Annotated in this window: 19 protein-coding genes; 1 reads left to right on the top strand and 18 read right to left on the bottom strand. The window is 31.7% G+C overall.

Translation table 11 applies throughout. The features are described 5' to 3' along the window. Positions 1-62: 62 nt before the first annotated feature. From glnE to rplM, 10 genes are all read right to left on the bottom strand, one after another. On the bottom strand, positions 63-2,906 hold the full coding sequence (gene glnE / locus RAM17_RS05440; RefSeq protein ID WP_110448198.1) for a bifunctional [glutamate--ammonia ligase]-adenylyl-L-tyrosine phosphorylase/[glutamate--ammonia-ligase] adenylyltransferase: 2,844 nt from the start codon (positions 2,904-2,906) through the stop codon (positions 63-65). Between the two features lie 310 nt (positions 2,907-3,216). Continuing rightward, positions 3,217-5,703: an autotransporter outer membrane beta-barrel domain-containing protein gene (locus RAM17_RS05435; protein WP_181414683.1), complete on the bottom strand. Its 2,487-nt coding sequence runs from the start codon at positions 5,701-5,703 to the stop codon at positions 3,217-3,219. A gap of 299 nt (positions 5,704-6,002) precedes the next feature. Further along, positions 6,003-6,980 (bottom strand): hypothetical protein, encoded by a 978-nt coding sequence (locus tag RAM17_RS05430; protein ID WP_110448200.1) that lies wholly within the window; start codon positions 6,978-6,980, stop codon positions 6,003-6,005. Positions 6,981-6,988: 8 nt separating this feature from the next. Beyond that, entirely contained in the window at positions 6,989-7,939 is a 951-nt protein-coding gene (locus RAM17_RS05425; protein ID WP_110448201.1) for a CYTH domain-containing protein, read from the bottom strand. Positions 7,940-8,006: 67 nt separating this feature from the next. After that, entirely contained in the window at positions 8,007-9,737 is a 1,731-nt protein-coding gene (locus tag RAM17_RS05420) for an ABC transporter ATP-binding protein (RefSeq protein WP_110448202.1), read from the bottom strand. Continuing rightward, a complete protein-coding gene (locus RAM17_RS05415; RefSeq protein ID WP_110448203.1) occupies positions 9,730-11,595 on the bottom strand; it encodes an ABC transporter ATP-binding protein in 1,866 nt (621 codons plus the stop codon). The genes RAM17_RS05420 and RAM17_RS05415 overlap by 8 nt, the downstream gene beginning before the upstream one ends. A gap of 204 nt (positions 11,596-11,799) precedes the next feature. Then, positions 11,800-12,210 carry a ClpXP protease specificity-enhancing factor gene (locus RAM17_RS05410; protein ID WP_110448204.1) on the bottom strand — a complete coding sequence of 137 codons (411 nt, stop codon included), beginning with the start codon at positions 12,208-12,210 and terminating at the stop codon, positions 11,800-11,802. A 51-nt stretch (positions 12,211-12,261) separates the two neighbouring features. Then, complete coding sequence (sspA, locus tag RAM17_RS05405) at positions 12,262-12,894, bottom strand: stringent starvation protein SspA (RefSeq protein WP_086359756.1); 633 nt, start codon at positions 12,892-12,894, stop codon at positions 12,262-12,264. Between the two features lie 305 nt (positions 12,895-13,199). Beyond that, positions 13,200-13,592 carry a 30S ribosomal protein S9 gene (gene rpsI, locus RAM17_RS05400; protein ID WP_034901366.1) on the bottom strand — a complete coding sequence of 131 codons (393 nt, stop codon included), beginning with the start codon at positions 13,590-13,592 and terminating at the stop codon, positions 13,200-13,202. Between the two features lie 11 nt (positions 13,593-13,603). After that, positions 13,604-14,032, bottom strand: a complete 429-nt coding sequence (gene rplM / locus RAM17_RS05395; protein ID WP_110448205.1) for a 50S ribosomal protein L13 — start codon at positions 14,030-14,032, stop codon at positions 13,604-13,606. A 275-nt stretch (positions 14,033-14,307) separates the two neighbouring features. Between rplM and RAM17_RS05390 the strand changes: the two genes are divergently transcribed. After that, positions 14,308-14,928, top strand: coding sequence for a YrbL family protein (locus RAM17_RS05390; RefSeq protein ID WP_110448206.1), 621 nt, complete (start codon positions 14,308-14,310; stop codon positions 14,926-14,928). Here RAM17_RS05390 and pmrB read toward each other — a convergent pair. From pmrB to RAM17_RS05355, 8 genes are all read right to left on the bottom strand, one after another. Continuing rightward, a complete protein-coding gene (gene pmrB, locus RAM17_RS05385; RefSeq protein WP_110448207.1) occupies positions 14,900-15,997 on the bottom strand; it encodes a two-component system sensor histidine kinase PmrB in 1,098 nt (365 codons plus the stop codon). The genes RAM17_RS05390 and pmrB overlap by 29 nt on opposite strands. A 32-nt stretch (positions 15,998-16,029) precedes the next feature. After that, positions 16,030-16,692 (bottom strand): two-component system response regulator PmrA, encoded by a 663-nt coding sequence (gene pmrA / locus RAM17_RS05380; RefSeq protein ID WP_110448208.1) that lies wholly within the window; start codon positions 16,690-16,692, stop codon positions 16,030-16,032. Between the two features lie 89 nt (positions 16,693-16,781). Beyond that, positions 16,782-17,318: a phosphatase PAP2 family protein gene (locus tag RAM17_RS12515; protein WP_110448209.1), complete on the bottom strand. Its 537-nt coding sequence runs from the start codon at positions 17,316-17,318 to the stop codon at positions 16,782-16,784. Positions 17,319-17,440: 122 nt separating this feature from the next. After that, the gene (locus RAM17_RS05375; RefSeq protein WP_086364485.1) at positions 17,441-18,127 is read right to left on the bottom strand and encodes an amino acid ABC transporter permease; all 687 of its coding nucleotides are present in this window, start codon (positions 18,125-18,127) and stop codon (positions 17,441-17,443) included. Between the two features lie 6 nt (positions 18,128-18,133). Then, complete coding sequence (locus tag RAM17_RS05370) at positions 18,134-18,859, bottom strand: amino acid ABC transporter permease (protein ID WP_110448210.1); 726 nt, start codon at positions 18,857-18,859, stop codon at positions 18,134-18,136. Positions 18,860-18,864: 5 nt separating this feature from the next. Further along, positions 18,865-19,692, bottom strand: a complete 828-nt coding sequence (locus RAM17_RS05365) for an ABC transporter substrate-binding protein (protein WP_110448211.1) — start codon at positions 19,690-19,692, stop codon at positions 18,865-18,867. Positions 19,693-19,947: 255 nt separating this feature from the next. Continuing rightward, positions 19,948-20,412, bottom strand: a complete 465-nt coding sequence (locus tag RAM17_RS05360) for a YhcH/YjgK/YiaL family protein (protein WP_110448212.1) — start codon at positions 20,410-20,412, stop codon at positions 19,948-19,950. Positions 20,413-20,487: 75 nt separating this feature from the next. Then, positions 20,488-21,672, bottom strand: coding sequence for a sialidase family protein (locus RAM17_RS05355; RefSeq protein WP_110448213.1), 1,185 nt, complete (start codon positions 21,670-21,672; stop codon positions 20,488-20,490). Positions 21,673-21,680 lie beyond the last annotated feature (8 nt).

Here is a 21,680-nt window from a genome sequence, read left to right as displayed (position 1 = left end):
TTTCAGCAATCAAATCTAACTCATTAATTAATATTAAAAATATTTTAGTGATTGGCTAAATACTATTTAAGCCATTTTAGCCAACTTTGATTTACAATCTTTTTTTCTAATTTGAAGTATGAATCATCAACTGTACTCGGTAAAAGTTGTAATGATAATTGATGGATTTCATTGCGCATATCAATATAAGCTTTAGTTAACTGTTCAGCTTCTTGGCTATCCATAATTTGATAATTTGCCGCTAATTCTAAAATCCTTACATTATCACTCCATGTTGTCATTTTAGGATATTGATGAGCATAGTTAAGTACTAGATATTGGGATAAGAATTCAATATCACCAATACCACCTTCATCAATTTTCAAATTAAATCGATGTTGCTCTGTTGTACCTAGATGGGTCCGCATCTTTTCGCGCATCTCTCTAACTTCGGTTTTTAATACCTTTTCTTCACGAGGTTTACATAAAACATCATGCCTAATTTGGTTGAAGCGTTTAATCAGTTCTATCTCACCATATACAGCTCTAGCTCGGACTAATGCTTGGTGTTCCCATGTCCAAGCTTCATGCATTTGATAGTCATAAAAAGCATTTAAACTACAAGCTAATAAACCTGCATCACCTTGTGGACGTAAACGAACATCAACTTCATAAAGAATTCCAAAGCTGGTGCGAACATTGAAGAGATGAATAATCCTTTGTACTAATCGTAAATAAAATTGGCGACTATCAATTTGTTTATCACCATTAGTCATGCTATCTACAGGGCAATCATGAAGGAATACCAGATCTAAATCTGAACCATAACCCAATTCCCAACCACCTAATTTGCCATAAGCGATAATAACCAATCCTTTTTGATTGTCAGTTAAATGTGTAGGTTTACCATAACGTGCGACCATTTGATTCCATGCTATTTGTACAACAAAATCAATTAGTGATTCTGCAACATAGGTCAAATGATCGCTTACCTTCATAGTATTTAATACCTGTTCAACATCGGCAGCGGCTATATGCAATAATTGCATTTGCTTAAATTGTCTCAGTGCTTCAAGTTGTTGTTCTTCATCATCAACCTCAATACGAAGTAAGTATTGATAAAGTTCACTCTTATATTCATTTGGTGAAACAGTTTGATAAAGGGAGTTAATATCTATTAGTTCATCTAACAAAATTGGATAATGAGCTAATTGCTCACTAATCATTGGCGAGGCACTACATAATCGAATTAACTGCTTCAATGCTGTTGGATATTCAAGTAGTAATTCTAAATAAGTTGTTCGGCTAACAATATTAACTAATAAATGTAAGATTCGTGATAATAGTACTAATGTGTTTTTATCAGTACAAACCAACTCCAATAATCGTGGCATCAATTGGTCAAGTATTTCACGACCTCGTACTCCAATTGTCCGTTTACCAATATCATCACGAAACTGACAAATCATTTGATATAATTTTTCAGCATCATCATGTGAGTAAGAAGTCAGTACTGATGTAACATCACTTAATTGCAAATCTGGCACCCAAAGATCATCAAATTGTTCATTGTATTGCTTAGAATTAGATACTGATTCAGATGTATCTTCACCGATAAGTTGATTAAATACTTGTCGATTAAATTGCATTCTTTTAGCAAGATCAAATTCAAATTCATACCAATCATTAAAGTTCATACTAGTGGCAATACGAATTCGATCCAGCTCATCGTCTGGCAATGCTTGTGTTTGCTCGTCATGTATAGCTTGAAGTAAATTCTCACAACGACGTAAAAACAAATAATTTTCTCGCAAAGTGTCTACTTCATTCACGCTAAGTAACGATTCCTGTTCTATTACTTGTAAGGCGGTTAATAAAGAGCGAGTTTGTAGGCCCACAACGCGTCCACCACGTATAAGTTGAAAAACTTGTACAATAAATTCAATTTCACGAATACCACCAGCACCAAGTTTGATATTGTTAGTCAAGCCTCGACGCCGAACTTCACGCTCTATCATACTTTTCATATTTCGTAATGACTGCAATACACTGAAATCAATATAACGGCGGTAAACAAATGGTTTTAACATTTGGTAAAGCTCTTTGGTGTAGGGATCTTGCTGATCACCAAGTATTTTTGCTTTTACCATGGCATAACGTTCCCAGTCTCTTCCCTGCTCTTGATAATAATCTTCCATAGCAGAAAAACTTAAAACCAACGGACCGCCATCACCAAGCGGACGTAAACGCATATCAACGCGGTAGACAAAACCATCTTCAGTAATTTGGTCTAGTGTTTTAATTAATCGTTGCCCTAAACGAGTAAAAAACACAGCATTATCTAATTCTCGTCTCCCACCTTGAGTTTGTCCATGTTCAGGGTAGGTAAAGATAAGATCAATATCTGATGAAAAATTCAGTTCACCACCACCTAATTTTCCCATGCCTAAAATAAGTAAAGGTTGTGCTTGCCCTTGTAAATTACATGGCGTTCCCCATTCTTTACAACTAAGCTCATAAAGCCAATCACGTGCGGTGATAATAATCACTTCAGCTAGCTGCGTAAGTTGTAATAAAATTTGCTCATCATTACTTGTTTGGGTTAATTGTGACCATTCAAGCCTTACCAGAATATAGCGCCTAAATAATCTTAATACTTTCATTAGAGCTAATTCATCAAATACAGATGCTAGTCTTTCATTTAACCATTGTTGATAGAAACATCTTTCATCAGCTTGAGGGGGATGAGTAATAATATCTGTCAGCCACTCGGGAAATCGATAAAAAGCATCAATCAGAAAATCACTTTGTAGCAAAATATTAAGGTTATCAAGTACTTCTTTTGAATCACATTGTGACAATTGAGATATAATCTTTTCTTTTTGCTGAGCAATTAATGGTGAAACTAACGAGCTTGGCTGGGACATAATAAGCACTCACTTAAAATATTTTATATATTGATAAAATCACCTAATTAAATATTATAAATGACTTTTTACATACCGATATCTTTTTATTGAACTATATTGTAAAAAATCATATCAATTGTTTTCAATGCAATGAGTTAATTAGTTAATAAGCATGGTTAATATGAATAGGGTACAATCAATTTAGAGTAATAATATTTATTCTAAAAAAATAATTTAACCAATTAATTAAAATAAAAAAAGTGACTGTATTTGCAAGTCACTTTATATTAGTAAATAATTTTTGTGTTAACAAATAAACAACAATTCATTATGAGAAGCTATATCGGTATCCCATGTTAACTTGTTTTTGATCAAATTTATTGCCCAGAGAATAAACCACATCAGCATAAATATTATGATGATTATTAAATTGCATATTAACACCAATCCCGTTATCCCACCAATTGCCAGCAAAATCATATTTTTCTTTTGCTGTATGGTTAAATACATAAGATGTTTGGCCAGCAAACTCTTTCACATAGCCTGTTTTTAGATATACATCAATAATGTTATTATCTTGTGAAAAGTTGTTACCTAAGATAATGCTTGCTCGACTATGTAATGAATTGTAACTGTTTAATTCGGTTCTTAAACCATTAGTTGCTTTAATTACCGTGCTACCCTGACGGGAATAGGTTAGTTGTGTTTGTGGTTCAATATACCAACCTTGATTTGAATTCAATGCTGGAGAAAGGTAGAATCGTTGCCCAACTTCTATTCCTATTGAAACACCATTAGTATTGCCATCACCTTTTACTAAATATCCACCTCCAGTAGTTGTATTAAATTTATTCTTCATTATCATATATTTGGCTAAAGCATCGATATACAATCCAGATTGATCTAGAATGGTACCATAGATTGCTGCATAGTAGCCTGTTGTGTTTCCATCACCTACATGATGATCGATATTTCCTCGACTGTAACCGCCCATAAATCCATAATATACATCCTGTCTGTTATCTTCTATTCTTCGATCTATACCGAGCTGTAAACCATAATAATTCATAGCAAAATCAGACAAACGATTATCATTAAACGAGCTTAATTTACCACTATAAATATGCCCCCAAGCATCTCCAGCAACTGTTTCATTTCTGCGAAGTTTTCCCATTCGTTGATGTAAAGTTTGCGTTTCTATGTAACTGAGCAAATAATTTGAATTAAGAATATTAGCTGCATTTTGAGCAGTATTTGTTAAATGAGGCTTACTTGGTTTTATAGGATTAGCTGATTCCGAATTTGTTGCTGACAATACCCAATCTTCTGAGCCATTATTACGTTCGTTAGTAACTTTAGTTAATTTATTAAATTGATACGGACCAATATCAATTGATGGGGAAATTAAGTTAAACTTAGCGCCACCACCTTCAGTTTCAACTAAAGTCATTTTTTCATTACCATTAACCATTGCGGAACCAGTATAATCATCTTTAATTGAAATATTATGCTCCCCTGTCGCTTGCAAAGATCCGGTAATTTTAATTAAATCATTAGCAAAATTATTGCCTAATGATGTCCGTAATTCAAATAATCCATTGCCAGATAATGAGTTTGCGGTTAAAAGCATGCTGTTTGAACCGTTAAGATTGTTGATCCTATTTGGTGTTTCATAATCGTAACCAAAACTAATTTTAGCATTATTATTTAATATTAAAGAATCAATATATGAACTATCTGTCATTCGCCATTGGCTTTGACTACCTGTCATTGTAACATTGATATTACCTTTTTCTTCAGGAGTTTCATTGAGCGCATTATTGATCGCAGTCAATAAAAGCGAACCATCAGTTAAATCAAGATCTATTTGCCCTTTATCTTTAGCATAAATATCCCCTTTTATATACGATTTTCCTTGAACAGTTACTTGTCCTGTATTCGCATATATGGCTTTATGGCTGTTATGATTAACCGAGACAATGTTATTAGTATTTGTACCACTATTGATAGATATTTTACCGGCACTTTGTTCCATTTCAATCGCGTTTCCATTGGCGGTTATTACATCTAATCCATTATTAAAATTAATAACACTGTCAGCATTTGGGTTTGCTCCAACTTGTTCTTGTGCTGAAACTCCAACGGAGTTAGCTCCAGTCATATTAATCGTTACTTTATCATTAAAGTTTAAATTTATACCAATCGCATTAGGATTATTATTGAGTAGAGATAAAATACCATAACTACTATCTCCTATGGACTGAATAATTACTTCACCATCAAAGTTCCCATCAGTCTTAATTATGTTTGAACCATTGTAGGCTCGAATTCCAATAAAACTATGATTTGCTACACCGGTACCATCTATTATTACTTTTTTTGCAAAATTACCTTTACCACCACTGGCTAAATAAATTCCAGTACCATCTTGAACATTTAAGCGAATATCACTTAAAACATCAACTTTTCCACCAGAATGAGCATGGATATTAAATGCGCTATTATAGTTACCCGTTCCATTAGTTTGGATAACAAACTCATCTAATCCACTATCAATAGTTATTTTTTTACCAGCAACTTGCGACTTAATAGCTGATATTTTATTTTTTGCTAAATTGATATGTGGTAGTGAACTATCTGTTAAATTCTGAATAACAATATCATCAGTTGTAACTGCAATACCTTTTTCAGTGTATTCCCCAATATTATTAGCATCAATGATGGTTAAGGCATTTGAAAAATTAGAGGTGATTAGACAAGTCCCGAATGTTAATTTGACCAATAGGTTAATTTTATTTGAATTACTATTAAGCACAAAACCTCCATATTTATTATAATTTCTATTCATTAGATTATTAAACTCAATGTGCACAATAAAAAACTAATTAATTGTTATACTTGAATTTTAAGATAATGATAAAATAACAAAAATAGATCATGAATGTCTATGCTAATTGCTTGATTATATGAGTGAATAGCGTTTTTTTGTACTAAAACGAAAAAAATGGCGAATCTTAATGAAATATAACCTAAATTTTGGTTATTTATCATCAGATTGATATAGGTTTACTTTGAGAGGGAAAAAGTCAAACAAATTTATTCTATTATAGAATCTTAATTTTCCTTTTTTGAATCAAAAAAAAGTTTTGCCATAGTTCTAACCATTAGGCTACTTACAATAAATAACATCACTATTATTACCCAACAACAGGTAATCAATGTTGGAGTATTAGGTAAACTATAATATATTTGTAAAAGTTCAAACATTCGGATACAAATAAAAATAATAAATACAAGCAATATACAGTTTAAGATAAAGGTACTTAGTGAACTAATAATTAGCCTTGTTAGGTTTAAACTTTCTGTTACCCCTTTAAAGCATCTTCTTAACAAAAAATAACCCAGCAAATTAGTAATTAATAAAAATATAATCAAAATACCTAATTCTATAATAATGCTATATGAACTGTAATCAATATATCTATCAAGCACAAAAAATGAAATAAATAAAGTGATAAAGTAACAATTATAAAGTGAAATAAATACGCCAAGATGTAACTTTTGACTTTCAATTTGCGTTAATCCACTATCATTATGTATATATTTGTAATTAAGAAATTTAACACTAAAAAAAGTTAAAATTGTTATGAAAAGATAACTCATCACTACTTTTGTACAGTTAAATATGTCGATTATAGAAATAAAATATATATCTATACCTGCATATTGCTGATCAATAAACATCCACTTATTAATATAAGTCCGATAAAACCATCTTCCTACTATTTCACTCAAGACAATTAATATGGCTATAATGAAAGTATTAATAATATTTTTTCGATTGATTATATTAATAGAATATTTATTCAATAAAACGATGGCAACAATAAAAAGTATAATTGAATTCGGTAACTGTAAATAGAAGTTAACTGAAAGTCGTTGAATAATTCCTTTACTTATCTGAAAAAATGTCAAATCAGATGCAGTAAAATAATTATTAATTACAATGAAATAGGCTGTAAACAAAACAATATTTACAAGCCAATAAAATAAAACAAATAATAAAGGTAATTTGAATAACGTTTTTTTCATTTTTATAACTATTTTTTATCCGCTTTATTTATTTCAGTAATTAACATGAGTTTTACTTTTGTATTGATTTCACTATAAGCAAAATTTTCGACAGAATCGATATATGGTATGGCTGTTTGCCAATGATGAAATTCAGGTCCTATTGACAAGTTTTGGCTAATTAGCATTTCATTTATTTGAGTTACTAGCTGTTGATAATAGGTTAAATCATTATTTTCTAACGCATATTCTTCATGCTGTTGCCAAAAATCTAACACGCTTGATAAATCATGTAGCTTTGTCACAGAAATCATAGTTGGCGTAAAAGATAAGTTGTTTAATAAACGATAACCACGAGAAGCTTTACTTTGCGAAAATAAATGTAAATGGAATCGGCTTAATTCAATAGCAAAATTAATTAAATCCAATTTATTACCCTGTTTTATTTCGAGCTCAATCTCTTGAATAGGTATCAATTTTCCGTTTGAGGTAATTTGGCCTTGATCTAATGCCACTTCTATTTCACTATTCGCAAATGAAATTAACCAAGTTTGACGTTTAAAGTTAGTAGTAAACAGAGGGATTATTTCTTGTTGTAACAATTTTATATCACAATTAGCTGGTAATGCTCCTTTTGGTAACACACTCAAATCAAGCTTATCATCAGGAAGCGATTCATTAAACTCAATTCGTTCGTGTAATCCTCCGACAGATTTCCCTTTTGATTTTAATGTCATTTCAAAATGCTTACCGTTAGCATCTTCGCTTATTCTAACTCGTAAACCACAACCATTGTGACGTAGAAAATAATCTTCGCTATCATAATAAGTATTAATCAAATTTAATTGATTAACTAGTGTTCTTGATCCTTGCGAAGAAAATTCTGCTTCATCACAACATACCCATTGATTTAAATAAAGTTGCAGCTCTGCTAAATCAGCTTGATTAATCTGAAACTTTAATTCAATTTCATTACTCATTCGTCTGTTTTTTATCAGTTATTTTGTTATATGATATACTGATTATTTTCAGAAATATAGCCAATCATTAATTAATAGACAATGTCTGTTTTTGTAGGCTATAAAGCTTAGTAAATAAGCCATTTTTAGCCATTAATTGCTGATAATTGCCTTGTTCTACAATTGAACCTTCATCTAAGACAATAATATTATCAGCACCAACGATAGTTTTTAAGCGATGAGCAATAACAATGACAGTTCTATCTTTTACTAGATTAGCAATGGCTTCTTGAATATAAACTTCATTTTCAGGATCCAAAGAAGCGGTAGCTTCATCAAGCAAAATAATAGGTGCATTTTTTAATAATGCTCTCGCAATTGAGATACGTTGCCGTTCACCGCCAGAAAGTTTACTACCGTTTTCACCAATTAATGTATTCCAACCATCTGGTAATCGAGCTACTAGCTCATCACATCTAGCGATTTTAGCCACATGTTTTACCTCTTCATCAGTAGCATTATGCCTACCAATTCGTATATTATTCATAATAGTATCATCAAACAATACCACCTTCTGAAAAACAAAAGCCATTGAATGCATTAATGTTTCCGGATCTATTTGCTTAATATCTTGATTATCTATAGTGATTTTTCCTGAATTTACATCCCAAAAACGCGCAATCAACTGTAATAAGGTACTTTTACCACTACCAGATGGCCCAACTAGTGCTGTCATTTTTCCATCAGGTATAGCGCAACTTACATTATTAATAACACTTGTCTGATTATAGGAAAAATTAATCTGATCGATATTGATATTATAATTAGTAAAAGTCACATCATCTTTACCTTCCATAATAGGTTCATTTTGCAGACTCTTCATTCTATCGATAGAAACCAGCATATAGAACAGTTCAGGTAATAATGTTAAAACCGAAATTAAAGGACTATAAATTCGCGAGCTAATAATCACAAAGGCAATAAAAGTAATTGGATCCAAACTTCCAGAAACCATTAAGGTTACCCCGAGTAAAACAACAATACCTAAACCGACTTGCAAGACCATAGTAGACAAAGTAACAATGATTCCACCTATTCCTTCAAACTTAATCGATGCCCACATCATATTTTTCAGAGCTTTATCTAAACGCTGGAATTTTTTACCACTTAAACCAAAACCCTTTATGATTTTTATACCATCAAGATATTCTTGAACCTCATCGGAAACTGCTAATTTAGCTTGAACATGCTTTTCACCCAATTTTTGTTCAAGACCTTTACCCGCAACAACTATAATAATAGCAATTGGCAAAGTACAAAAAATTGCCGCAGCCATTCGCCAATCATAAAATGCTAATAAGCAACAAGTTATTAGACTACTAACAGAATATCCTATTAATTGCGGTATAACATGGCTAAGCATATTTTCAATAACCGCACAATCGCCCATAATGTTTGCGGTAAGTTCAGAAAGATCTTTTCGATTAAAAAAGCTCAGAGGTAATTTGCGAAGTTTTTCAGCGACCGCAATTCGAGTATTGGCAGCTTGACTAAAAGCATTAGTGTAAGTCTTTTTATATTCTCTTTTATAACATACTAAAAACAAAATCGCAGATAACACACCGAAGCCTGCCATTATCCAAAGATAATAAACATTCACTGGTATTTGGTTAGTTAAAGGCTCAATTAACAACATAATTACCTGTAATAAAATTATGAAAGGCAACATTAATGTTAAATTGGATAATGTACAAGCAATAATCGCTTGATTAAGATTTTTACTTTCTATATCTGACAACATCAATATTTTTTTAAACATGTGCTACCCCATCATTATGACAAGAGTGATCTGAATGACAATTTTTAGCTGAATTTGGCAGATCTATTTGCCAATCTAATGTTTGCTTGTAATATTGCCACATTTTGTAATAGGTATTTTGTTTATCAATAAGTTGCTGGTGGGTTCCTTTTTCAACAATACTTCCTTTATCTAATACCACAATTTGATCGGCATCTTTTATTGTTGATAGACGATGGGCAATCATAATAACGGTTTTACCTTCCATTAATACTTTTAAGGCAAGTTGAATTTTGTATTCATTTTCAGGATCAGCAAAAGATGTAGCTTCATCAAGAATCAGTATAGGTGAGTTTTTTAGTAATGCTCGAGCAATTGCTAATCGTTGCATTTCTCCGCCAGACAGATGCAATCCTTTAGAGCCTATTACAGACTGATAGCCATCTGGTAATTTTTCAATAAAATCATGACACTGAGCGGCTTTAGATGCAGCAATAACTTCGTCTAGATCGGCATCTGGTTTGCCTATTTTAATATTATCTAAAATTGTTTGTTTAAAAAGAAAAACATCTTGAAACACAAAACTAACTAATGACAATAAATATTCACTACTCATTTGTTTGATATCTACACCACCAATGGTTATTGTTCCTTCCTCAGGATCAAAAAAGCGCGGAATAAGTAGTGAAATGGTACTTTTGCCACTACCAGAAAGCCCAACTAATGCGGTGGTTGTTCCCTGTTTGGCAGTAAAAGAGATATGATTGAGGGCATTACTTTCTAAAGAATCATTATCTTTATTCTCATTATAAGAGAATGTAACATCATTAAAACAAATATCATAATTATCAACTTCTAGGCCTGATTCCGGTTCAGCCAATGATTTTATATTGAGAACATTATCCATATTTTCAACACTTTTAACTGCTCTTTGAAAACTTTGTGATACATATAAAAGTTTGAAAAAAGGTGCCGGCAAAGCCAGTGAGAAAATTAAATAGAAAATAGATGACAAAATAAAATTGGCATAATTTTCTGTTGTATCTAATAATAAAATCATTACGGGAATAATAAAAAGATAGATATTATTTAATATGAGCAAAAACAGTGCCATATGATATTTAAAACAATCTATAAACTTAAGACAATATTGTTGATAAGCTTTGATAGATTCATAAAAGCGTTTAAAAGAAAAGAAAGTTTGATTAAAAGCTTTAACCACTGTTATACCACGAATATATTCAACTGAAGCATTACTCATATCAATTAATCGGGTTTGAAATTCTTGCATATTGTTTTTAATTTCTTTACGACGATAACCACTTTTTAAAACAATATAAGCTAAGATGATTGGTACCAATGTTGCCAAGCCTAAACGCCAATCGAAAATGGCTAAAATAATAAAAATTATAATTGGAGTAGCAAATGAACCAATCATATCAGGCAATTGGTGTGCAATAAAAATCTCTATTTTTTCAATATCATCATCAACAATTTTTCGTAATTCGCCACTTGAATGATTAGTATAAAATCCGAGAGGTAAACATGATAAATATCTAATAAAATTGTACTTTAAATGATAAAGCGTTTTAAATGCAGCAATATGCGAAAGACAAAGTGCAACAAAATTTAAAAATATTGAAGATGCCGCAGAAACAAAAGCTAACCAACCATAATTGATAATAAGTTCATTATTTAATGTAGTGTTGTTGGCTAAACTGATAATTATTTCATAAACAATGTAATATACTGAAATAAAAGGAACAAAAGCAGTAGCAACACTTAAGATTGAAAGTAAACAAGATAAAATTATTAGTACTTTATATCGAAAAGCAAGTTGCCAAAGGCGAGAAGTAGGATTGTTATTACACGTTTTCATAAAATAAACACTCCATTATGGTAATAATAATCATTATCAATTATAAAATTTAAAATAACAATTATTTTTGCCCCTACTTTGATTTATATTGGCTATTACTATTATAGATATTACAGACAAAAAAGGACTATCTTATTTATGACCAAATATTAAGATTGTAAATAAGATAGTGAATTTTTTTATTATTCAAACAATTAATAATAATTATTTGACAACTCGGAAAGGATTAGCTGGTTTTGGTTTAATATTTTCTGCAGGTTTATTCGCTCCTTCTCTAAGAGCTTTATAATGTGGCTCATCCTCAAATCCCATACCAACACCATTTTCACGAGCATAAATAGCTTCAATAGCTGCCATTGGTACAACAATATGTTGAGGAACACCAGAAAACCTAGCATTAAATTCGATTTGTTCATTATTAGCTAAATATTGCCCGACCGATTGCGGGGCAATATTAAGTACTATTTGATTATCTTTTATAAACTCTTGCGGTACTAATACACCATATACAGAAGTATCAACCACAATATACGGAGTTAATTCATTATCTAAGATCCAGTCATAAAAAGCCCTGAAGATATAAGGGCGACGAGGAGTCATGTTATCAATTTCCATAACGGCCACCTTGTTTAATTGCTAATCTGTCGTTAGATAAAAAATAAACTATTACGCTCTAATTTTCTTTTCATCTTCAGTTAAAGAGCTTATAAAAGCTGGTCGTTCAAAAATTCGAGCCATATAAGCAAGATAATTTTTCTCGGCAACTTTTGGCAACTCAATACCAATCATAGGTAAACGCCAAAGCAAAGGAGCAAAATAACAATCACATAATGTAAAATCATCACTCATAAAGTAATCTTTTTCTTTAAACATTATGGAGATTGATACTAAATCATCAAGTAAATTTTTACGAGCTTGTTTAGCTGCTTCACTATCCGGATTAGCTAAAATTGTTTCGTAAGCGCTATACCATTCTTTCTTAATGCGATACATGGTTAATCGAGAATTCGCTCTTACAATTGGGTAAACAGGCATTAGCGGTGGATGAGGAAAACGTTCATCCAAATATTCTAATGCAATATGAGGTTCATATAAGGTAAGGTCACGATCAATTAGTGTTGGAATTGAACCGTAGGGATTTAAATCCAATAATTCTTGAGGTAGATTATCTGCTGTAACAAACTCGATTTCAGCTGTTACCCCTTTTTCTGCCAACACAAAACGAATCTGATGGCCATAAATATCTGTTGTATCACAAAATAATGTCATTACAGAACGTTTATTAACAGCAACAACCATGGTCACTCCAAATATGCAAAAAGTTAAAATAAGTTTATATTAATAACTATTCTAACAAATTGGATAACAAATTTGTTAAAAAAAATGAATTTTCTTTTTGTTTTTTTCTCAGATTTGTACTCTTTTCATCTTATAAACAGATTATATTTTTTGAGGAGAATAAAAGATTTATAATATATTATATTGAATAATAATAAGTTATTTTTGATTTGGGTGATTATTATCTATAATTTATATCGTAATAAATAAAACTGAAAAAAAACCCAGCTTGTGCTGGGTTTTGAAACAAATTTGTAACGTAGCAATTAACGTTTACTGAATTGTGGACGACGACGAGCTTTGCGTAGACCCACTTTTTTACGTTCAACTTGACGTGCATCACGAGTAACAAAGCCCGCTTGACGTAATGAAGAGCGTAAAGTTTCATCATATTCCATTAATGCACGAGTAATACCGTGACGAATCGCACCAGCTTGACCTGAAATACCACCACCTTTAACAGTGATGTAAAGATCAAGTTTGTCAGTCATTTCAACTAACTCAAGTGGTTGCATAACAACCATACGAGCTGTATCACGACCGAAATATTGCTCTAATGAACGTTTATTAATAACGATATTTCCACTACCTGGTTTGATAAACACTCGAGCAGCGGAACTTTTGCGGCGACCTGTACCGTAATATTGATTATCAGCCATCTTCTATCCCCTTAAATATCTAATACTTGCGGTTGTTGTGCCGCATGATTGTGCTCACTACCAGCATAAACTTTTAGTTTACGGTACATTGCACGACCAAGAGGACCTTTCGGTAACATGCCTTTTACAGCAATTTCGATGACTTGTTCAGGATGACGTTCAATCATTTCTTTAAAAGTCGCTTCTTTAAGTCCACCGATGTAACCAGTATGACGATAATAGATCTTATCAGTGCGTTTTTTGCCTGTTACAGCAACTTTTTCTGCATTGATAACGATAATATAGTCACCTGTATCAACATGTGGTGTATATTCTGCTTTGTGTTTACCACGCAAACGGCTTGCGATTTCAGTAGCTAAACGACCTAACGTTTTATCTGCTGCATCAACAACATACCAGTCGCGTTTAACTGTTTCTGGTTTAGCTGAAAAAGTACTCATTCGTATTTATCCAAATTTTAATTAATCTCACGTTAATAAATCAGTTGATTTATTTACACTTTTTGATTGCTACTATTAACTAACTAACCCCTTCGAGTTGCTATACTAATTTTGACAATCGAAAACAGCGTTGGGAAGAACACTGTTGTAACGTGGGTGGCAATATTATACAGAAATATTATAAAAGCGCTAGAACTTATAATAAAAAAACCATAGCGATAAAAAACACTAACTGCTACACTTTCAGTTAACCTTTAATTACACGATATCAATTGATGAAAAATTTAATTCAACTTACCGAAAAAGATTATATAAGTAAAGGACTACATAGAAAATGCTATCATCATCCAGATGATCCGAATAAATGTATCAAAGTAAATTATAATGATGGCGCCGAAGAAGAAACAAACCGTGAAATTGCTTATTATCAACATCTTATAAAACGCAAAATATCGTGGGATGTTTTGGCAAAATATTATGGCCCAGTAACAACAAATTTTGGACAAGGACATGTTTTTGAATTAATTCGGGACTATGATGGGAAAATTGCTACACCGTTAGAAAAATATCTCTATGACGAACAATTAACTCAACAATATTATAGTGCGTTAGTTGTATCACTTAAAGCACTAAAAACAGCGTTATTAAAAGATCGAATTATTACCATGACAATCAAAAGTAAAAATATTTTATTTCAGCATTTGTCATCTGAAAAAAATCGCTTAATCATTATTGATAATATAGGTAATTCGACCTTTATTCCGATTGCTAATTATGTCGGATTTTTTGCCAAAGCAAAAATAGAACGCACTTGGCAACGTTTTTTATCATCACTTATTAAAGAAAATCAACATAACAGTTTAATAACTAAGTTAATTGATGAAGTGAATCATTAAGTCTAACTTCGGCAATGGTACCTGTTTGACGGTCCTGCCGATTTCTTAATGTAAATTGCCCATGATGCAATTTAGTGATGCGATTAACAATACTTAGGCCAAGCCCTATTCCATTATGTTTACGATCCATTCGGAAAAAGGCTTTCGTTAAATTTTCAGTCTTTGATTCATCAATACCACAGCCCTCATCTTTAACCGCAATAATAATATCTTGAATGTCTTGATAAAAACATATCGTAATTTTACTTTTATTTGGACTATATCGATAACTGTTTTCAACCAGATTGCGAATCAGTAAACGAATCAGAGTAGCATCGCCACTAAAAGTAATCTTATTAGTAATTTGCCATTCAATCGTTTGTTGTTTTTGTTCTGTTAGTTCGGTTAATTCATCAAAAAGTGGTATTTGAATATCATCATAAAAATTAATTTTTTGATACTGACCTAACGTAAATTTTTGACTAGCCCTAGCGAGCATCAAAAGTTGCTCTACCGTATTGACTAAACGATCTATACGTTCAATTAGTTCACGACAATCGATTTTATTTTTCGCTTCAAGTAATTCTAAATGCAGACGAATACCTGCCAATGGTGTTCGCATTTCATGTGCAACATCAGCAGTAAAAAGACGTTCTTGTGAAAGAGTATTATTGAGTCTCTCAAACAAATTATTCAATACCAGTGTAATCGATTTGATTTCACGCATATTACTAATTGGTTTTATCGGTCTAAGATTATCAGCTGTTCTTTGGTTTAGATCTTTTTCAAGAATCTCTAAAGGTTTAGTAATCCATTTAATAGCTTTATAAGCTAAAAATAAAGTTACAGCCATCATAGAAAAGGCAGAACAGAACAGAGCAAAAATAGCCTCTAACTCCTCGTGCTCAACTACTTCGTCAATTTTATTTTTACTTAATGTTAAATTAACTAGAACATCAATTTGCTCTTTACTTTCATGCCATAACCAAAATACCGTAATAATTTGGCAAATTAACATAATAGCGCCTAAAGTAAAAAAAAGATTCCAGCGAATACTATGACGTATCTTGGTCAAGGATTTTTCAATCATAAGTTTATCATTCACTAAATTTAGAATAATAGCTAATTATCAATATTGAGTTGATAACCATATCCACGTACAGTTTTGATTAAATGTTTACCTAATTTATTTCGTAGCGCATGAATATAAACTTCAAGCACATTTGAACTAGGATCACTTTGCCAATCATATAAATCATTTTGCAATAAATTACGATGTACTTTTTCTCCAGCTTTTAACATTAATCTAGACAATAAAATAAACTCTTTAGGTGTTAATATAACTTCTTGTTCATTTAATGTCGCTGTTTGTCTTTTAATATCAATGCTAATCGGGCCATAATTAATAATATTATCAGCTGTTCCTTGATTTCGACGAATCAATGCCCTCACTCTTGCTAGTAATTCAGTTAAAGCAAAAGGCTTAATTAAATAATCATCAGCACCAAGATCTAAACCTTCTACTCTATCTTCAATAGTATCGCGGGCAGTTAAAATAAGGACAGGAATATCAATTTGTTTTTTACGCCAACGAGTGAGTAATTCTAAACCATCACAATCTGGCAATCCCAAATCAAGAATAATTAAACTGAATTGCGAAAACTCTATATGTTCTTCCGCTTGCTTACCATTAGATGCCACTTCACAAACATAACCATCAGATGTTATACCATCGTATAACCCTTTTTGTAATAAACTATCGTCTTCGACTATAAGTATTTTCATTATAGTTCAACCTTAATTAGATTTGAAAAATACCCTAGCTAGCATAGTTAACTAGTATATGCCTAACCTTAAACAACTTAAATTTTTATTCATTTATAAATTTTGTAATATAGAAACCAAAATTTTTTAATTAGAAAAACTGATATAAAACTTAATAACATACCAACTAAAATATCTAGTGGCCAATGAACCCCTAAGTAGATACGGCTCCAGCAAACAAGCAAAGCAACTACAGTAGATAAATATGCAAACGATTTAAATTGCTTTTTATAATTTAAATAAATAGAAAAGCAGATAGTCCAAATAAAAACAGCATGCTGACTTGGTAACGAACTCGTTTTATCATGGGTTAAAAAATTAGTACCAACATTAAGTACAAATGGCCGTGGCGAATAAAATAGATGCCTTATAATAAAAGTAACAGTTAGCACTAATGCTAAACTTATTAAAATTTTTATCACCAATGTTCTATATAGTGGTTTGTATATACAGCATATTGCTAATAAGCCAATAGGCAGTAATATTAAGTAATTAGCACAAAACACAGCAAAAAGTATAAACAACTTCGAAGCTTGTTCTTGCGCATTGATTAATAAAAAAAGATGAGTATTTATATTAAGTAACATATCAAAACCAATATTGATAATATTTACTTATAATTTAGCAAATAAAGCTTAAAAGAACCTTAATAACCTTTTTGAGTTTTTTAGAGATGTTTTGCTCAATAATATTGAAATAAACCATCTAGCTATTTTTTGCGAGAAAATAAATGATATTTAGGTAATACTGATACTGTAAAATCAAGTGTGGCACAAATAATAAAATAAACCACAATAACAAATAAAAAAATCTCTGTAGGATAAACCATACTGCGATTATTAATTTGGGTAGCAATAAAGGTAAACTCTGCAACACCAACGATATAAGCTAGAGAGGTATCTTTAATTAATGATACCCACTGATTAACAAAGGAAGGTAACATCATTTTTAATGCTTGTGGCAAGATAATAAAAATAATGACTTGGCTTTTTGTAAAACCCAATGAAAAAGCTGCTTGCCATTGTTCTTTGCCAATAGCTACCATTCCTGCATGAACAGAATGACCAATGTATGCACCACCAATTAATGATAAAGCAAAAATCACAGTAGTGATAGCTGGCACATCAATATTTAATAAAACTGGCAATAAAAAATAAGTCCAAAATATGAGCATAATAACGGGAATCGCTCTTAAAAAACCTAATACAATAACTAAAAGTTTACGTAAAAATCCGTCACAAACCGTTAAACCGACACCCGCGAAAACACCCAAAATGGTCGAAAAAACAATAGCAGCAAAACTCATTAACAATGTTAATACTATGCCACCAGGGAAATTTCCAAAAATAAGATAATCGAGATTATGCCAAATAATTTCAAAACCCTTAAAATCCATAACGTATTAGACCTTTCCAATTTGTAAATATTTTGATTGATAAATATTGCCTAGGGTACCCACAATAACAATAGCGAAAATATATAAAAAAGTTGCTACTGCAAAATCCTGAAATGTTTTTAACGATTCGGTTTCTACTTGACGGGAAACATAAGATAGTTCTAACACACCTATTGCCATGGTTAGTGATGAGTTTTTGATAATATTCATATATTGACCGATCAAAGGAGGAAAAGCGATACGAAAACTTTGCGGTAAAATAATAAATCGCATACTCTGCCAACGAGTGAGACCTAACGCTAATGAGGCTTGTTCTTGTCCACTACTCACCCCCATAATTCCAGCCCGGAATTCTTCAGCAATAAAAGCACTGGAATAACATGTTAAACCAATTAAACCAATAATAAATTCAAAAGATGGCATTTTTAGAGTGAACAAAAACAGTTGAATTTCTGGTTCATCAAATAACCATAATTTAAACTCAATCGGTAACAAATTACCGATACCAAAATACCAGAAAAAAAGTTGTGGTAATAATGGCGAATAACGAAAAATGGCGTTATATCCAATAACAACGCCTTTGATAATTTTAATATGACTTTGCTGAGCAATAACTAACAAAAACCCTAATGTAGTAGAAAATATAATTGTTAAAAAAGAGATAGCCATAGTGACTAAAAAACCATCCCATAACCACCATAAATAACGAGGCTCTAGTAATTGCTCATACATATAATTTATTGACCTTTTCCTATTTTGAAATCGCCACGAGGCATCGCAGAATTTGTATCTGGACCAAACCAACGGTTATAAATAGTCAATGCTTCACCATCATTTTCAAGTTTTAATAATATTTGATTAACTTTTTCTTTTAACCGAGTTTCACCTTTTGGAATACCAACAGCTTGATATTCTTCAGTAATACTAAATGGTGAAATTTCAAAAACAGCACGTTGTTCTTCTGGGACATTTGCGAGTAAACCAATTAACTTAGCATCATCTTGAGTAATAGCTTGTACCACTCCATTACGTAATGCTGCAAAAGCAAAAGGAGTATCATCGTATGAAATCACTTTAGCTGTTGGAAACTTTTCACGAAGAGTAATTTCCATTACGGTACCTTTATCAGCCCCTATACGAAGTTTCTTAAGATCATCAGCTGTTTTTAACAATCCTTTTTTAGCCACAAACTTCTGACCTGTGGCAAAATAAGGCAAACTAAAATCAACTGTTTTAGCTCGCTCATCAGTAACCGTAAAGTTGGCAACGATCAAATCCGCTTTTTGCGAGGTAAGTAATGGAATACGATTAGCTGGATTAGTTGGAACAAGTTCCACTTTTACATTTAATCCTTTAGCTATTTCATTAGCATAATCAACATCTAGCCCTGTTATTTTATTGGTTTTTTCATCAATAAATCCAAACGGAGGATTGCTATCAAATACAGCAATTTTGATCTCGCCCCGTTTTTCAATATCGTCTAAAAGATCTGCATAAGCAGAGTTCACGCCTAATAGTGTGCTAATCAAAGCTACAGCTGTTAATGATTTAGTTAGAAATTTCATGACAACATCCTTAATAAGATAGGTATTTACATAAAAAGTCTAACAATAAATAGTCTTTACGATAAATAACAAATATTTACATAGATATAACTATTAGTTATATGTTAATCACTAATTGGATTAAATTTATAACAAATTGATAATAATAAAATGGCAAAGTACGTGGAATCTAATACTTGATCTTTAAGCTTACAGGAAATCAAAAGAATAAATTTACTGTAAACTTAAATTGGATTGTAACCTCGAATTAAAAAATTAAATAATTTCAACAGGTACCTTGAATACTGCTTTACGAACTTTTTTAGGCACATCAACCATACAAAGTGCTTGATGCGGTTCGCCTGGATAGAAAGTGACAAAATCACCTTCTTTTAGGAGAATGGAGTTTGTTAATAAAGGATTCTCTAAAATAAAAAGGTCTGGTTTTTTTTCAAAAAATGACTCAGAACTACAATCATTTAAACTATAACGAATAATTTCTTCACCACTTAAAATTAATTGTATATCTAAATATTTTTTGTGAAATTCAGTGTGTCTTTCTTGAATTGGTGAAGTAATTGAATCATTTATATTATAAAACCATTTTTCACCTTCAAGCTGATAACGACCATCTGCTAAACTTTTCAAATAATTCAGACTTGTTTCTGGTTGAGATAGAACATCATATAACGACTTTGGTAACGTAGCTAGATTTAAAAAATTCATATTCCCTGCAATCATCATTACTCTCCATAACATTGTTTAAAATAATATTTAACCTAATATTGCCCATCAAAATTGATGGGCTAGATAAAATTATTTCTCTGCTTTTACCCAATTTTCATCGACAACAACATATTTAATTGCCATTCGGAAATAAGTATAAGCAATATGAAGCTTGCCATCGAAACCTTGCTTGATACTTGGATAAGAAAATTCTCTATTCAATTTATCTTTAGAATTATTTGACATGCAGTAACCATCACCTTCATCCAAATTTCGAATATAAGACCACGTTTTACCATTATCTGTTGAAATAGCTAAAGACATCGGTGCTCTTGGTGCTCCCCAGAAAGCATTTTTTTGGCCATCTATGATAGCGGCTTCTTTTTTATTGGTGCTGCTGGTATCTTCAATCTCATCATATAATGAGACACGCCTTTCTTTTGCATCCTTAGCACTTGAGTTATTAAACACTAAAGCGATATGTCCATTATTTAATACGGTTGCTTGAATAGACGAATTATTATTAGGTAATATGGTAGGAATAGGTTTTGACCAGGTATACCCACCATCATTAGACCGACTTTCATAAATATTATCAGCCCAACGACTACGGAAAAGAGCATATAAACTATTATCCTGTAACATCATAATATTCATATGAACACAACCTAAACTATCAGGTATATCAACATTAAACCATGTTTCTCCTTTATCTTTTGATATCATTACACCGCTAGTATCATAGCTACCAACCCATTTTTCACCAGGTTTAGCTATACAATAAAATACAGGTAATAACCAATCTCCATTTGGCATCACTGTTATAGGTTGTCTTATAAAAATTCCTTTATCAGGATCTTCAAGAAGTGTATTTATTGGCCCCCACGTTTCGCCAAAATCTTTTGATTTACGATAACGAACGATAGCCGTATCTTGATTACCTGAAACTTGAGCTGTATACAAAAGCCACAATACATTTTCAGGATCTAAAAAAAACAATGGATTTTGTTCAGATCTAGTTGCGTCATCTGACAATTTTGTGGCTTTTGTCCAAGTATTAGAGCCTTTCTTTAAACGCGAATAATAAGCTGAAATATCCGCAATACCTTCTTGTGTTCCCCCAAACCATGTACAAAGTAGATCACCATTTGGTAATGGTAATAAATTTGCAGCATGGTTTTGCACACATTCTGTTGGTAAATAAGCATCAACACGCAATGGATCAGAATTATTTGTAGTCAATTTACCCGAACAGTCCAATTTAACTTGAGTCATTAATTTAT

Origin of the sequence: Gilliamella apis, assembly GCF_030758615.1 — a bacterium.
GTDB classification, from domain to species: domain Bacteria; phylum Pseudomonadota; class Gammaproteobacteria; order Enterobacterales; family Orbaceae; genus Gilliamella; species Gilliamella apis_A.
This window is presented reverse-complemented; position numbering and strand designations above follow the sequence as displayed.

Bases quoted from the DNA above. Each gene is read 5' to 3' on its own strand.
- glnE (WP_110448198.1), bottom strand. From the start codon at position 2,906: ATGTCCCAGCCAAGCTCGTTAGTTTCACCATTAATTGCTCAGCAAAAA.
- RAM17_RS05430 (WP_110448200.1), bottom strand. From the start codon at position 6,980: ATGAAAAAAACGTTATTCAAATTACCTTTATTATTTGTTTTATTTTAT.
- RAM17_RS05425 (WP_110448201.1), bottom strand. From the start codon at position 7,939: ATGAGTAATGAAATTGAATTAAAGTTTCAGATTAATCAAGCTGATTTA.
- RAM17_RS05420 (WP_110448202.1), bottom strand. From the start codon at position 9,737: ATGTTTAAAAAAATATTGATGTTGTCAGATATAGAAAGTAAAAATCTT.
- RAM17_RS05415 (WP_110448203.1), bottom strand. From the start codon at position 11,595: ATGAAAACGTGTAATAACAATCCTACTTCTCGCCTTTGGCAACTTGCT.
- RAM17_RS05410 (WP_110448204.1), bottom strand. From the start codon at position 12,210: ATGGAAATTGATAACATGACTCCTCGTCGCCCTTATATCTTCAGGGCT.
- sspA (WP_086359756.1), bottom strand. From the start codon at position 12,894: ATGGTTGTTGCTGTTAATAAACGTTCTGTAATGACATTATTTTGTGAT.
- rpsI (WP_034901366.1), bottom strand. From the start codon at position 13,592: ATGGCTGATAATCAATATTACGGTACAGGTCGCCGCAAAAGTTCCGCT.
- rplM (WP_110448205.1), bottom strand. From the start codon at position 14,032: ATGAGTACTTTTTCAGCTAAACCAGAAACAGTTAAACGCGACTGGTAT.
- RAM17_RS05390 (WP_110448206.1), top strand. From the start codon at position 14,308: ATGAAAAATTTAATTCAACTTACCGAAAAAGATTATATAAGTAAAGGA.
- pmrB (WP_110448207.1), bottom strand. From the start codon at position 15,997: ATGATTGAAAAATCCTTGACCAAGATACGTCATAGTATTCGCTGGAAT.
- pmrA (WP_110448208.1), bottom strand. From the start codon at position 16,692: ATGAAAATACTTATAGTCGAAGACGATAGTTTATTACAAAAAGGGTTA.
- RAM17_RS12515 (WP_110448209.1), bottom strand. From the start codon at position 17,318: ATGTTACTTAATATAAATACTCATCTTTTTTTATTAATCAATGCGCAA.
- RAM17_RS05375 (WP_086364485.1), bottom strand. From the start codon at position 18,127: ATGGATTTTAAGGGTTTTGAAATTATTTGGCATAATCTCGATTATCTT.
- RAM17_RS05370 (WP_110448210.1), bottom strand. From the start codon at position 18,859: ATGTATGAGCAATTACTAGAGCCTCGTTATTTATGGTGGTTATGGGAT.
- RAM17_RS05365 (WP_110448211.1), bottom strand. From the start codon at position 19,692: ATGAAATTTCTAACTAAATCATTAACAGCTGTAGCTTTGATTAGCACA.
- RAM17_RS05360 (WP_110448212.1), bottom strand. From the start codon at position 20,412: ATGATTGCAGGGAATATGAATTTTTTAAATCTAGCTACGTTACCAAAG.
- RAM17_RS05355 (WP_110448213.1), bottom strand. From the start codon at position 21,672: ATGACTCAAGTTAAATTGGACTGTTCGGGTAAATTGACTACAAATAAT.